Source organism: Marinagarivorans sp. (genome assembly GCF_982758155.1).
Genome location: NZ_CEXWTU010000134.1, coordinates 1 through 13,366, shown reverse-complemented (window position 1 = coordinate 13,366; position 13,366 = coordinate 1). Strand labels below are relative to the sequence as shown.

Annotated in this window: 12 protein-coding genes and 1 riboswitch; of the genes, 10 read left to right on the top strand and 2 right to left on the bottom strand. The window is 46.5% G+C overall.

Features of this window, described 5'->3' with window-relative positions:
- The 8 genes from AC3A8L_RS13835 to AC3A8L_RS13800 all read left to right on the top strand — a co-directional run.
- Window positions 1–513, top strand: a 513-nt coding sequence (locus AC3A8L_RS13835) for a pyridoxal-phosphate dependent enzyme (protein ID WP_487962856.1), incomplete at its 5' end; no start/stop codon positions are given.
- A 10-nt stretch (window positions 514–523) separates the two neighbouring features.
- Entirely contained in the window at window positions 524–1,423 is a 900-nt protein-coding gene (locus AC3A8L_RS13830) for a 5'-nucleotidase (protein WP_487962855.1), read from the top strand.
- A gap of 218 nt (window positions 1,424–1,641) precedes the next feature.
- Window positions 1,642–3,324 carry a 30S ribosomal protein S1 gene (rpsA, locus tag AC3A8L_RS13825; RefSeq protein ID WP_487962854.1) on the top strand — a complete coding sequence of 561 codons (1,683 nt, stop codon included), beginning with the start codon at window positions 1,642–1,644 and terminating at the stop codon, window positions 3,322–3,324.
- A 259-nt stretch (window positions 3,325–3,583) separates the two neighbouring features.
- Window positions 3,584–3,775: riboswitch (cobalamin riboswitch) on the top strand.
- 156 nt (window positions 3,776–3,931) lie between these two features.
- Entirely contained in the window at window positions 3,932–5,830 is a 1,899-nt protein-coding gene (locus AC3A8L_RS13820; protein WP_487962853.1) for a TonB-dependent receptor domain-containing protein, read from the top strand.
- A gap of 39 nt (window positions 5,831–5,869) precedes the next feature.
- Window positions 5,870–6,478 carry a cob(I)yrinic acid a,c-diamide adenosyltransferase gene (cobO, locus tag AC3A8L_RS13815; protein WP_487962852.1) on the top strand — a complete coding sequence of 203 codons (609 nt, stop codon included), beginning with the start codon at window positions 5,870–5,872 and terminating at the stop codon, window positions 6,476–6,478.
- Window positions 6,478–7,551, top strand: coding sequence for a nicotinate-nucleotide--dimethylbenzimidazole phosphoribosyltransferase (gene cobT / locus AC3A8L_RS13810; protein ID WP_487962851.1), 1,074 nt, complete (start codon window positions 6,478–6,480; stop codon window positions 7,549–7,551). Before cobO ends, cobT begins: the two co-directional genes overlap by 1 nt.
- Window positions 7,548–8,363: an adenosylcobinamide-GDP ribazoletransferase gene (locus AC3A8L_RS13805; RefSeq protein ID WP_487962850.1), complete on the top strand. Its 816-nt coding sequence runs from the start codon at window positions 7,548–7,550 to the stop codon at window positions 8,361–8,363. Before cobT ends, AC3A8L_RS13805 begins: the two co-directional genes overlap by 4 nt.
- A complete protein-coding gene (locus AC3A8L_RS13800) occupies window positions 8,363–8,893 on the top strand; it encodes a histidine phosphatase family protein (RefSeq protein ID WP_487962849.1) in 531 nt (176 codons plus the stop codon). The genes AC3A8L_RS13805 and AC3A8L_RS13800 overlap by 1 nt, the downstream gene beginning before the upstream one ends.
- Window position 8,894: 1 nt before the next feature.
- Here the strand turns inward: AC3A8L_RS13800 and AC3A8L_RS13795 are convergent, their stop codons facing one another.
- On the bottom strand, window positions 8,895–10,229 hold the full coding sequence (locus AC3A8L_RS13795; protein WP_487962848.1) for a DUF3530 family protein: 1,335 nt from the start codon (window positions 10,227–10,229) through the stop codon (window positions 8,895–8,897).
- A 41-nt stretch (window positions 10,230–10,270) separates the two neighbouring features.
- On the opposite strand from AC3A8L_RS13795, the gene AC3A8L_RS13790 reads away from it, so the two are divergent.
- The gene (locus AC3A8L_RS13790; protein ID WP_487962847.1) at window positions 10,271–11,194 is read left to right on the top strand and encodes a 3'(2'),5'-bisphosphate nucleotidase CysQ family protein; all 924 of its coding nucleotides are present in this window, start codon (window positions 10,271–10,273) and stop codon (window positions 11,192–11,194) included.
- Here AC3A8L_RS13790 and AC3A8L_RS13785 read toward each other — a convergent pair.
- Entirely contained in the window at window positions 11,159–11,941 is a 783-nt protein-coding gene (locus tag AC3A8L_RS13785) for a sulfite exporter TauE/SafE family protein (protein WP_487962846.1), read from the bottom strand. The genes AC3A8L_RS13790 and AC3A8L_RS13785 overlap by 36 nt on opposite strands.
- A 260-nt stretch (window positions 11,942–12,201) precedes the next feature.
- Between AC3A8L_RS13785 and cysB the strand changes: the two genes are divergently transcribed.
- Window positions 12,202–13,176: an HTH-type transcriptional regulator CysB gene (gene cysB, locus AC3A8L_RS13780; RefSeq protein ID WP_487962845.1), complete on the top strand. Its 975-nt coding sequence runs from the start codon at window positions 12,202–12,204 to the stop codon at window positions 13,174–13,176.
- Window positions 13,177–13,366: the final 190 nt, after the last annotated feature.

The following is a 13,366-nucleotide window of genomic DNA, read 5'->3' as shown; positions in this document are numbered from 1 at the left end:
TATGCCGCTGCTGCTTTTGAGCTGATTGAGGATTTTCGTCGGGAGGGCATTGCTCCGGCTGTTGTTGCGTGCGCGACTGGGTCGGGCGGTACGCAAGCAGGGTTGGCGTTGGGGTTTGCTTTGGCAGGCTTTGATGTGGATTTGGTGGGGTATGCGGTATGTGATGATGCGGCATATTTCAACCGTAAGGTGGCGGCCGATATTGCTGATTGGAAAAGGCTCAATCCCGGGGTTCAGCTGCAGGCGGAGCCGCGTTATCGTACGGTCGATGCTTATGTTGGTGGGGGTTACGCTAGGCCAGGCGCCTCGGATTTGGCAATGGCGTTAGAGCTTGCACGATTGGAGGGGGTGATGCTAGACCCTGTCTATACTGGTAAGGCGTTCCATGGCTTTGTGTCGGATTTGAGGGCAGTTGGGGCGCCGTTGGGTGATGTTGTTTTTGTGCACACGGGTGGTGGTTTTGGTGTGTTCCCTTATGAACAGGAATATTTGAATTTGCAGGTTAAGCGCTAACGAGGGTTCTATGTCTGGTGATGGTGGTGTTGAGCAGTTGGTCGTGGCGATTAGTTCGCGTGCGTTATTTGATCTGGATGAGAGTCATGCGGTGTTTGAGTCGCAGGGGCTTCGTGCCTACTCGGAATATCAGATAGAGCATGAGAATGACGTGCTCAAGCCGGGTCAGGCTTTTGCTATGGTGAATAAGTTGTTAAGGATTAATCAGCTGTTGGGGCGGCGTTGTGTGGAGATTATTCTGCTGTCTCGCAATAGTGCAGATACGGGCCTGCGGGTCTTTAATTCTATAAATCACTATGGTCTGGATATTACCCGCGCAGCATTCACTGGCGGAGAGAGTCCTTTTCGCTACATTGCTCCATTTAAGAGTCAGTTGTTTTTATCGACTTATGCGGAGGATGTGGGGCGCGCGCTTGAAAATGGCGTGGCTGCGGCGACATTGTTGTCGGCTGGCGGCGCTCCTGATGTGTCGCCACAGTTGCGTTTTGCTTTCGATGGCGATGCTGTTCTTTTTAGTGATGAGGCGGAGCGTATTTATCAGGCTGAGGGTCTGGAGGCTTTCGCTAAAAGCGAAAAGGAATCAGCCAAAAAGCCGTTGGAGGGTGGTCCGTTCCGTCATTTTCTATCGGCCCTTCAGGCTTTGCAAAAAGAGTTTCCCGAAGGGGAGTGTCCTATTCGAACGGCTTTAGTAACGGCTCGGTCTGCGCCGGCGCATGAGCGAGTGATTCTCACGTTGCGTGCCTGGGGGGTGCGCATCGATGAGTCTTTATTTTTGGGTGGGATGGATAAGGGGTTGTTTTTGAAGGCCTATGGCGCGGATGTTTTTTTTGATGATCAGCGCAGTCATTGTGATTCGGCCAATGCGCATGTCGCGGCCGGGCATGTGCCCCACGGGATATCAAACCAGTAGCGATTATCGGGTGTTTAAGTTATAGGTCTTGTTTTTGGGTGTGCAATCTGGTAGATTCCGCACGCCTCATATTTCGTGAGGAACTACATTGCAGCAGCGGAACCACCAGCACTGGCTGTTGTTGCAATAACTTTAATAGACCCGTGTCGCTGGTATCACGGTGAGTGGCAAACCTTTTTTTTGGGTTAGCGCCATGAAAAAACATTACAGGTATCGCAATGAGCGAAAGCTTTGCAGAACTCTTTGAAGAAAGTTTATTAACCGTAGATATGGTTCCCGGTTCAATTGTAACGGGCGTTGTAATCGATATTGATCAAGACTGGGTTACTGTTCACGCAGGCCTTAAATCTGAGGGTGTTATTCCCGCAGAGCAGTTTTACAACGATGACGGTAAGCTGACTTTAGAGCTTGGCGATGAAGTACAAGTTGCCCTCGAAAGCGTAGAAGATGGTTTCGGTGAAACTAAACTCTCACGCGAAAAAGCAAAACGTGCAGAAAGCTGGAAAGTGCTTGAAAGTGCGCACACAGCTGAAGAAGTTGTTAAAGGTATTATTAACGGTAAGGTTAAGGGTGGTTTCACCGTTGACGTTGCTGGTATTCGTGCATTCTTGCCGGGTTCATTGGTTGACGTTCGTCCTGTACGTGAAACCACGCACCTTGAAGGCAAAGAGCTTGAATTCAAAGTTATTAAGCTTGATCAGAAGCGCAACAACGTTGTTGTTTCTCGTCGCGCTGTTATGGAACAAGCTAACTCACACGAGCGTGAGCAGTTATTGGCCACTCTTCAAGAAGGTCAATCTGTTAAAGGTATCGTTAAGAACCTTACCGATTACGGTGCCTTCGTTGACTTGGGCGGCGTAGATGGCTTGTTGCACATCACCGATATGGCTTGGAAGCGTATTAAGCATCCTAGCGAAATCGTTAATGTTGGCGACGAAATCGACGTTAAAGTGCTTAAGTTTGATCGTGAGCGCAATCGTGTTTCTCTTGGTCTTAAGCAATTGGGTGAAGATCCATGGGCCGATATCACTGGCCGTTACCCTGAAGGCGCCAAAGTTAAAGCTAAGATTACTAATCTTACTGACTACGGTTGCTTCGCGGAAATCGAAACCGGTGTTGAAGGTTTGGTTCACGTTTCAGAAATGGATTGGACCAACAAGAACATCCACCCTTCTAAAGTTGTGCAGTTAGGCGACGAAGTTGAAGTGATGATCTTGGATATTGACGAAGAGCGTCGTCGTATTTCATTGGGTATCAAGCAGTGTCAAGAAAATCCGTGGGATGCATTCTCTAACCAATTCGCTAAAGGCGACAAAATCAGCGGTAAGATCAAATCTATCACTGACTTTGGTATCTTTATTGGCTTGGATGGCGGCATCGACGGACTTGTTCACTTGTCTGATATCTCTTGGAACGAAACTGGCGAAGAAGCTGTGCGTCGATTCAAGAAGGGTGATGAGCTTGAAACTGTTGTGTTGGCAATCGACCCAGAGCGCGAGCGTATCTCTTTAGGCATTAAGCAATTGGACGAAGATCCGTTCAGCGCTTATGTTGCTGAGAACGACAAAGGCACAATCGTTAAAGGTATTGTTAAAGAAGTTGATGCTAAAGCAGCCATCATTACTTTGGCAGACGATGTAGAAGCTACTTTGAAAGCTTCTGACATTAGCCGCGATAAGATTGAAGACGCGCGTAATGTGTTGAAAGAAGGTGATGAAGTTGAAGCTAAAATCACCAATGTTGATCGCAAGAGTCGTCTAATTGTTCTTTCTGTTAAAGCGAAAGATGTTGCAGAAGAGAAGACAGCGGTTAAAGAGCACAATAAGCAATCTGACGCAGTATCAGGCGCAACCACTATTGGTGACCTGATTAAAGCGCAAATCGAAAGCCAAGATAAGTAAGTTTTTACTTAAATTGCTTTCTTAAAGCCTGCCCCTTTGGGGCGGGCTTTTTTGTGTCTGTCGATTAAGGGGCAGGAAGCCCTTTATTGGACATTGCAGAAGCATAATGTCGTGGAGCAGTTACCGAGGCATGTAACGCTTCGGGCAACCCAGTTGAGCAAGCAGGAGGCAAGTATTATTAGATAAAGTATTTTTCCTCGGCCCCAATAAGCAGTGATCATTTCGTGAAACGCCTTGCGCGCCTATCTTCAGCCCAGTAAACTCGCGCCCGCATTGAGGTGCCCAAAGAAAGTCGAGTTGGGTTAAACGGGAATCAAGTGAAGAGCTTGAGCTGCCCCCGCAACGGTAATTGGTTTAGTTGTTTCAAATGTCACTGCGCTTTTTAGTGTGGGAAGACGAAATAACAGTGTTAGCCAAGAGCCCGGATACCGGCCTGAGTGTGCGCACCTATTCGGTATTTTAAACCAATAGGTATTCACGATGTTGCGGTGGGCGACATCAGCAGTTCCTGTTTGGTTTTAAAGTGCTATTCCAAAGCCTATAACCATTCCCGTTCGGCTTTTCCTGCCTGTAGCATCATAGTATTCACTGATATTTAGTAATGACTATGATCTCTCAAAAAATACAAAAGAAATCCTTTTTAAGCGTTGCTGTAATGGCTGCGTCCTTTTTTCCAACTGTTGTTTTTTCTCTTGAAGTTACCCCCCCAAAAATAGAAGAAACTATCGTTACAATTTCCCGCATCGAGCAACCATTAGGTGATGTGATCGGTTCTGTCAGCCAGTTTACAGCGGAGGATATCAAACGTATCCAGCCTTACGACTTGAATGATATGTTTGAAATGCAGCCTGGGGTGGATGTACTGCGCTCAGGTGGTCGAGGTGCCGTAAGTAGTATCCAAGTTCGGGGGTCTAGCTCCGGGCAGACTCTTATGTTGGTTAATGGGGTGCGAATATCAAGTGCTACCTTAGGTACGGCGCGTTATGCATTGGTTCCGTCTGAACTTGTGGGGCACGTAGAGCTATTGCGAGGCTCTGCTTCGGCTCTTTACGGGAGTGATGCCATGGCCGGAGTCGTGAATATTAAGACTGCCGCAACAATTAATAAGGAAAGTGGCGTTAATGTCGGTGTGGAATATGGTTCTCATAATTATCATCGTGCTGCAATTGCAGGTAATGTAGATGGTGGTCAGCTAGACTTGGCTGTCGCGGCTGTACGTGAAAGTTCTGATGGTATTGATAGCATCAAACACAGCTTTATCGGCGAAAATATTGCTGATAAAGATGGTTATGAGCGCATGGGTGGGGCGCTTGACCTTAGTTATCGACCAGATAAGCAGTCCATGATTGCACTGTTTAGTTTTGCTAACAGTGGTGAATCAGATTTCGATAAGTTACCCAGTATTTTTAGTCCCGATGATTACAAATTACTGCCTTACAGTGAGTCTTCCCTTGTTGTTCATCACTTGACTGCAGCTCGTGAAGTTAATGATATGTACAGTACTAATCTTAATATTGGTTACTCTGCAGACGAAAGTGAAGATAAGGAAAATAACCCTGAAGTAAATTCGGTCAGTAGTGTTTTTAAAACGGTTAATAAAACCATGAGCTGGTTAAATGACATACGTTTTTTAGGGCAAACCGTAACTTTAGGAGTGGAGCGTCATTTAGCTGAAGTCGAAAGTACTTCCGATTACAATGAAAATCGTAGAAAAACTGATGGTGTATTTGCTCAGTTTAATGGTGGTTTCGGTGCTTTTTCGTACTCGCTTGGCTTAAGGGAAGATAATATTGAGCGAGTTGCTAGCCCTACTACGCCTAGCGCTGGTATTTCACTGGATTTTTTAAGTGCTCATCGGATTTACGCTCGTTATGCCGAAGGGTTTAAAGCACCGACGTTTAATGACCTTTATTTCCCTTGGGGTGGCAACCCTGAACTGAAGCCGGAAGAGTCTGAAAGTAGTGAATTTGGTTATAGGTTGAATTTAAATGCCATTACGTTTCAGGCATCTATTTATGATAAAAATATTGAAAATCTTATTCAGTGGGCGCCTGATGAGGAAGGAGCTTGGTCGCCGATGAATGTCGGTAAGGCCAGTATGCAAGGGGTTGAGCTTGCCGTGGCTATTCCTGTTGGTGCTCTAGGTAGCTTTGATGTAGCTGCTGATTATCTCAACGCTGTTGATGCGACTTCTCAGTCTGAAGAAAAGACTTTAGACTACCGTGCGAAAAAAACTTTACGTATTGAGTGGCTAAAAGCCTTTTCTGATTTTGAGTTTGGCGTACAAGCTAAAATGCAGTCTGAGCGAAAGGTGCCGGTTTCAATTGCCGTATCTGGTTACTCGCCTGGTTATGGTATTGCTAATGCCACCTTTTCTTATCAGCTCACGAATGAGATACGTTTACAGGCAAAGCTCAATAATATGTTTGATAAAGAATATACTCTAAATCCATCGTACAACGAAGATGGCCGCAACTGGGTGGCTGGTGTGAAGGCGACTTTTTAATTTTCTGATACGGCACATGGATGTGCTTGCGAGTAATTTATGGCTGAAATAGATAAAAACGAAAAACACAAAACGGCAATGCAAAAGCAGAAAACAAACGTTGACGCTAATATCGCAAAAGCAGATATAGAACGTGGCGTGGCTGTGTTGTTAACCGGCAATGGTAAGGGCAAGAGCAGTTCGGCTTTTGGTATGGTGTTGCGGGCTTTGGGTTACGGCCAAAAAGTCGCGGTTGTGCAGTTTATTAAGGGCGTACAACTGTCTGGTGAGGAGATTTATATTAAAGAGCAGTGCCCACAGGTTGAATTTTATCAAATGGGTACGGGTTTCACTTGGAATACGCAGGATCGCAGTGCAGATATCGCGGCCGCTGAGCGAACATGGGAGTATGCAGAGAAGTATTTACAGGATGAGTCTATTGACTTGGTAGTCTTAGATGAGCTGACTTATATGATTGGCTATAAATATTTGGATGAAGATAAAATTGTTGCGGCTATTCGAAACCGCCCAGTAGAGCAGAGCGTTGTTGTGACGGGCCGTGGTGGCGGTTCTTTGTTGCAAAAGGCTGTCGATACAGTCTCTGAAGTGAAAGATATTAAACATGCCTATAAAAGCGGCGTAAAGGCACGTAAAGGGGTGGATTATTAATGGCTTCACAGCAAGCTATAAGTGGAATTAATATTGATCCTGTTCGTGAAGCTATACGAGCGTCGATACAGCATAAGCTGAATAACAAAACAAAACCCTTGGGCTCGCTTGGTGACGTGGAGCACATCGCTTTACGTATTGGCATGATTCAAAATACATTAATCCCCACTTTGACTCTGCCGCACGCGTTTATTTTTGCTGGCGATCACGGTATTTGTGATGAGGGGGTTAGTGCTTTTCCGCAAGCGGTAACGCAACAAATGGTGGCTAATTTCCTGGCCGGCGGCGCAGCAATTAGTGTTTTAGCGCAACAGCACAATATCGCTCTTGGGATTGTGGATGCGGGTATTAATGCGGATGTGTCAGGTTTGGATGGGCTGCAGCAGCGCAAAGTGGGTTTCGGTACGCGTAATTTTAGCCAGGATTTGGCGATGCAGGCTAATCACGTAGATCAAGCGATTAGTGCCGGCGCCGATGTAGTTGCGCACGCCTCTAGCGATGGTTGTAATGTTGTGTTGCTAGGTGAGATGGGTATTGGTAATACAACGTCTGCAGCGGTTTTAACGCACCTTATTACGGGTGCCGAGTTAGGTGAATGTGTTGGTGCGGGTACAGGGTTAGATGCTCAGGGTATTCTGCATAAAATTAAAGTGATTGAAAAAGCCTTAACTCATCATGAAGCTTTACTACCTGAAGCGAAAAGCGATGGTGCTTTATTGTTGAGTATCTTTGGCGGCTATGAAATTGCAATGATGGTTGGTGCTTACTTAGAGGCAGCCAGTCGGAAAATGGTTATCTTGGTTGATGGTTTTATCGGAACTGCTGCACTAGCCGTTGCGCGTTTAATTAACCCTCTGGTTATTGAATATTGTATTTTTTCGCATGGTTCTGCCGAGCAGGGGCATGGCGTTTTGTTGAGATATTTACAGCGTAAACCTATCTTGAGTCTAGGTATGCGTTTGGGGGAGGGCAGTGGTAGCGCCATGGCCTATCCCTTGTTGGTTTCAGCGGTGAATCTTTTAAATCAAATGGCTTCCTTTAGCGAGGCTGGCGTTAGTGAAAGTGCATCTTGAGTACGCATAAAAAATTGTCGCAGAAAATAAAAATGCAGCTAATGTTGTTTTTTAATGCGAGCGTTTTTTTAACTCGCTTCCCTGCGCCGCAGTGGGTTTTTTTTAGGCCCAAGCTGCTTGAGCTATCGGCTGTTTATTTTCCGTTGGTGGGCACTTGTGTCGGTTTACTGGGCGCTATTTTATATGCGTTTCTAGTAATGTTTTTCCCTGTGGCAATATCGCTAGCGCTGACGATGGCCGCTTGTATTTATGCTACGGGCGCTTTTCATGAAGATGGTTGGGCCGATACCTGCGACGCTTTGGGTGGTGGGTATAGTCCTGCAGCAATAAAACGAATAATGAAAGACTCCCGCCTAGGTACTTATGGCGTTGTAGGTATTGTTGGTATGCTGGGTATTAAGTTTTTGGCGTTGTTGACCCTCTCCGTTTCAACAAGTGAGTTGCTCATTGTGTTTGTGTTGGGGCAAACTTATAGCCGCTGGTTGGCTTTAACGGTAATGTGGCAGCTTCCTTATGTGCAGGACGAGGCCGGCAGTAAGTCAAAACCGCTTGCTAGCGCTATTACCCATAAAACGTTATTACGTAGTAGCGCACCGCTTTTTATTTTGATTCCATGTTTTTGCGGGGTTTTCTTTTCGCAGGGTGGTTTTTTTGCCCTTTTAATAGCGCTTGGCTTTGGGTATGTCGGGCGGGAATATCTAATGCGAAAATTGCGGCAAACATTAGGTGGTTTTACGGGGGATGGTTTGGGGGCGGTGCAGCAATTTTCTGAAGTATTATTTTATCTCGGTTGTGTCGCGGCTTTAACATAATGCAATTTCATCTTATAAGGCATTGCCCTGTTGATATGGCGGGTATTTGTTATGGCCGAAGTGATATCTCCGCTCAGGGGTTTGTCGCTGGCCAGCGCGAGCACTTAATTTCAGCGCTTCCTCCAGAAGATCAAATACTTAGATTCTCCAGCCCCCTTAAACGATGCCGTATTTTGGCTAAATCCCTTTGGGTGAATGCTTGTTTTGATGATCGCTTGCTTGAGCTCAATTTTGGTCGCTGGGAAGGAGAGTTGTGGGATGATATTGATCGCCATGCTTTAGATGAGTGGGCTATAAATCCATTAACTTTTGCAGCGCCTGAAGGGGAGAGTTTTGAGCACTTAATTCGCCGGGTTGCTTTATGGCGGCGCGATGCAATTGCCCAAGCGAAAGCGCAAGGTTTGCATCACATCGCTGCGGTTACGCATGCGGGAGTTATTAAAGCGATGGCTGTGCTGTGTAATGGTACTAATGTCAGTGAGGCTCTTGCGTTGCAGGTACCTTATGCGCAAGTTGTTCGTTATTGCTAGCCTAGTTGGGCTTACTTTCCATACCTTGTGCATGCTGGTATAAAAAACCACGAATAATACGGGTTAGTCGTAGTTCTCCATGAGAGCCAAGCGGGGTGGGTTGTATTTTTCGGCTAAGGTATACAGGTATGTTACTGGCGCGAGCCTGATTTTTTCGATGCGCTAGGTTTTGCATCGCGATGTCTACATCTATTCTCCCAGATGCGCTTTCTATAATATCAAATGTCGGCACCGTGATTTTTTCGAAGGCGTTGAGGAAGTTGAACTCAGGGGTTTCTTCTAGTTTTTGTAAACTATTCAGCAAGATTAACCCGCGTACTGACTGGAATGCTGCGGCATCGGTTTTGGCTTCTTCGGAATACATGGCGCGTATAATGCGCGCAGCGCTTATGCCGTCGGCTAATACAATGTTATTGAGCTGCTTGTTATCTTGTAAATATTGTATTCCTGCCGCTATGCGAGCTAATGCTTCGGGCTCTACTGGCTCTACTGGCGTTGGAGGTGGCGGTGGGCTAGGTGCAGCGTCCACATCGGCATTGGTTGTCTCACTGGTGTTAATCGTTTTTCCTTCTGATTGGTCTTCGGCAGAATCATCGTAAACGACCTGAGATTCATCTACTGTGCTTTCTTCGGGGTCTACATCATCTGTGTTTTCGGTGGCCGTATCAGTTACAGCTGTATCGGTGTTGTTAGGTATTGTCGGTTCGATTTTTATTTCAGCGGGTCTGTCGGGCGGTGATTTTTTGAGCTGCTTTGGCATGCTGAGCGTGAGTGTGGACCAGCCATTTTTGCTCAAGTAGCTTTGAATATTGTTTAACGTATGCTTATTTGCTGGGTTTGTGTTTTCGCTAGGAAGTATTAAAACGGCACCTTGCGGGTCACCACTTTTGTCTTTGCTCCAAAGGGCTAAAAAGTTGGCTTCGTTTGCTGTAAGCCAAATACTTTCAGTTTGCTGGTGAGTAGATAGTAGCTCGGCTTCTATTAATGATTGTTGTTGCAGTGGATCGTATCGGTACTGTTGGCCTGGGCCTAGAACTGCTGGGGCTGTTTCAGTTGCTTCTTTTTGGCTCTCGTCGATTTCACCTTCGGGTTTGTTTTTCACAGCGTCCGCTTCTGTGTCTGTGTCTGTGTCTGTGTTTTGGGCTGGGGGTTCTTGTGGGGTGGTTTGGCTGATCGCTGGTGATGAGAGTCCAATTGCTATGCACAGAAAAAGCCGCGTGAAGAGTGCTCGCTGTGTCGACACGCTTCTATAAGGTGAATGGCTACAAAGTGGGCCGGTGCTTAATGAATGGATGTATGGCGAACGGGTGCAGCGTGTAGCGATGTTCTTCGGCATGTTACCCTCTGGTTTGTTTCCCCTTACATAGTAGACGACTCATGAATAACAGTCCTGTGATGCACATTATTTTGGCGGCCGTTGCGGATGCGTGTTCGGCCATACTTGAATGTTACGATTCAAGCTCGTCGTTATTGCAGGTAGCCTACAAAGACGATAAAACGCCTGTCACTCAAGCTGATATGGAGGCTCACCAAATATTGGAAAAGTGCCTGTTAAATGTGGCGGACATTCCGGTGTTAAGTGAGGAGGCCGTAGCTGAGGATTTTGCTCAGCGCTCGCAATGGCCTGCTTATTGGTTGGTGGATCCATTGGATGGCACCAAAGAGTTTATTGCGGGCACGGATGAGTTTACAGTTAATGTGGCGCTTGTGGTTGGTGGGCGTGCTGTTTTGGGTATTATTGCTGCACCGGTTATTGGCAGTCTTTATGTGGGCTTAAGTATCGAGTCAACTATTGAGCAAGCAATCATTGCTCGTTTAATACCGGGCGTTGCACTGGATACTTATACGGTTAAAGCTCAGCTTGGTGAATGGACTGGTCAAGCGTTGATGCAGGGTGTTGAGTGGATACCGGTTCACACCTCTTTACCTGCTCAGCCCATTACTGTGTTGGCGAGCCGCTCATATCATAGTTTGGCGGCGAATCAGTATTTTAAGGGGCTAAGCGGCATTGATGTTAAGGCCGTTGGTAGCTCTTTAAAAATGTGCTTAATTGCAGAAGGCATGGCTGATATTTATGTCAGGCTAGGGCCAACCTCCGAGTGGGATACTGCGGCTGCACAAGCCATTTTGGAGGGGGCAGGCGGGCACTTACTAGACTTGGCCGGAGTGCCGCTGCGGTATAACCAAAAAGCCAGTTTATTGAATCCTGCTTTTTGGGCGAGCAGCGAACACTTTTTTGTGGATACGGAAAAGTGTCAAATTGTGTTAAAAGAGTGCGAATTTAACCCCAATAATGACTAACAAGCTCGCCAGTATAGGACGTAGTACACCGTTAGGGACGCGGTTGGCAAGTTTTGCACCTAAGTGTACGGCGGGCAACGAGCCTATTAACAGGCCGCCCAGTAGAGCAAAGTCGATGTTGCCGAGTAATATGAAGTGGCCCATGCCTGCAACAAACGTTAGCGGTACGGCGTGTGCAATATCGGTCCCTACAACGCCAATAGCACTAAGCCGAGGGTATAACAGTAATAATAAAACCGCGCAAAATGCGCCTGCGCCCACGGACGACAGCGTAACCAAGACGCCCAACCCCAGGCCCGCGATAATGGTCACGGGTTTATTGTGGCGTTGGTACCAGCGTTCACCGTGAGAAAGGTCATGTGATTCCGCTTCAACCTGCTTTTTAAACAGTAAAACAGCGCCTGTAAGAATAAGCATAGCTCCCAAGGCTTTGTTGAGTAGTGGTGAGTAGTCGATGTCCTGAAGGAGGTAACTCAGGGCAAGGCTTGTGAGCATTGAAGCTGGAATACTGCCTACCGCGAGCAGCGCGACGATGTCCCAGCGCACACTTCTTTGCTTTGCGTGAGTCCAGGCGCCACCGGCTTTAGTGATAGCGGCATAGAGAAGGTCTGTGCCGATGGCGATTTTTTCGGGTATACCCCAAAGGATAAGTAGAGGAGTCATTAGTGACCCGCCGCCAACACCTGTAAGCCCTACAGCCAATCCTACGCCAGCGCCGGCCAAGATGTAAAACAGAAAGTCTATCAACAAGACACCTACTAATTGAGTAATTTGGAGCTATGATCGCATACACATTCGCTGTTCCGCTTTGTGCCTGCTACATTAAGAGTTATAAAGAGGTTGGCAAATATACTGATTTGCATCTATTCTTCAAAAGAATATTTATTTATATTTTTATAAGCAAAATGATGAGTGCGCATTTTCGCTCAGTTGAATTCGCTTGTTAATGTGTTTTTCCGCTTCCATTTATTTAACGTTAATTACTTTGCCGCCAATCGGAGGGCATAATGAAACTCCAGCAGTTACGATATATCTGGGAAGTTGCGCATCACGATCTTAATGTGTCAGCAACCGCTCAAAGCCTTTACACATCTCAACCCGGTATTAGCAAGCAAATTCGCCTCTTAGAGGATGAGTTGGGCGTTGAGGTTTTCTCCCGTAGCGGCAAGCATCTCACTCGAATTACGCCGGCAGGCGAAGCTATTTTGCGCACAGCAGGAGAAATCCTACGCAAGGTAGAAAGTATCAAGCAAGTTGCGCAAGAGTTCAGTGATGAGCGTAAGGGCAACCTTTCTATTGCGACTACGCATACGCAGGCACGCTATGTGCTGCCAAACATCATCTCTAAATTTATAGATGAGTATCCGGATGTGTCGTTGCAGCTAAACCAAGGCACGCCGATGCAAATCTCGGAGATGGCGGCCGATGGCTCTGTTGATTTTGCAATCGCAACTGAAGCAATGGACCTTTTCAGCGACTTAATCATGTTGCCTTGCTATAACTGGAACCGTTGCATTTTAGTCCCTAAAAACCATCCGTTATGTCAGTTGTCTGAGCTAACAATTCAAGACGTGGCTAAGCACCCGTTAGTTACCTACGTGTTTGGTTTTACTGGTCGCTCAAAGCTGGATGAAGCCTTTATGGAGCACGGCCTTGCGCCGAAGGTGGTATTTACCGCGGCCGATGCTGATGTTATTAAAACCTATGTACGCCTAGGTTTGGGCATTGGGATTGTCGCTAAGCAGGCTTACGATCCTGAAGCCGACTCTGATTTGGTTGCTTTGGATGCAAGCCATCTCTTTAAGGCCAGTACAACGCGCTTGGCCTTTAGGCGTGGGACGTTCTTAAGGGGCTTTATGTATGACTTCATTGAGTTGTTCGCGCCTCATTTGACGAAAGAGCTAGTTGATCGTGCGTTTAATTGCAGCTCAAAAATTGAGCTGGATGAATTGCTTGGTGGAATTAAACTGCCTGAGTATTGATCGCAGAGCTCTTCAGTAGTACAAATAAAAAAGGCCTCATTGTGAGGCCTTTTTTATTTACCTTGGGTCGTGCACGGAATAAATTGCTGGAATTTGGGTTTGTGGGTGCTTGTTTGACGAGGCGAAAATATGGCGTAAGGGACGAGGAAACAATATTTCATCCACTAATGCTCGATATCGACATCCTTAC

What these genes read in the sequence shown, in the direction of transcription:
- AC3A8L_RS13830 (WP_487962855.1), top strand. Translation starts at nt 524, where the DNA reads ATGTCTGGTGATGGTGGTGTTGAGCAGTTGGTCGTGGCGATTAGTTCG.
- cobT (WP_487962851.1), top strand. Translation starts at nt 6,478, where the DNA reads ATGGCTTCACAGCAAGCTATAAGTGGAATTAATATTGATCCTGTTCGT.
- cobO (WP_487962852.1), top strand. Translation starts at nt 5,870, where the DNA reads ATGGCTGAAATAGATAAAAACGAAAAACACAAAACGGCAATGCAAAAG.
- rpsA (WP_487962854.1), top strand. Translation starts at nt 1,642, where the DNA reads ATGAGCGAAAGCTTTGCAGAACTCTTTGAAGAAAGTTTATTAACCGTA.
- AC3A8L_RS13820 (WP_487962853.1), top strand. Translation starts at nt 3,932, where the DNA reads ATGATCTCTCAAAAAATACAAAAGAAATCCTTTTTAAGCGTTGCTGTA.
- AC3A8L_RS13790 (WP_487962847.1), top strand. Translation starts at nt 10,271, where the DNA reads ATGAATAACAGTCCTGTGATGCACATTATTTTGGCGGCCGTTGCGGAT.
- cysB (WP_487962845.1), top strand. Translation starts at nt 12,202, where the DNA reads ATGAAACTCCAGCAGTTACGATATATCTGGGAAGTTGCGCATCACGAT.
- AC3A8L_RS13795 (WP_487962848.1), bottom strand. Translation starts at nt 10,229, where the DNA reads ATGCCGAAGAACATCGCTACACGCTGCACCCGTTCGCCATACATCCAT.
- AC3A8L_RS13800 (WP_487962849.1), top strand. Translation starts at nt 8,363, where the DNA reads ATGCAATTTCATCTTATAAGGCATTGCCCTGTTGATATGGCGGGTATT.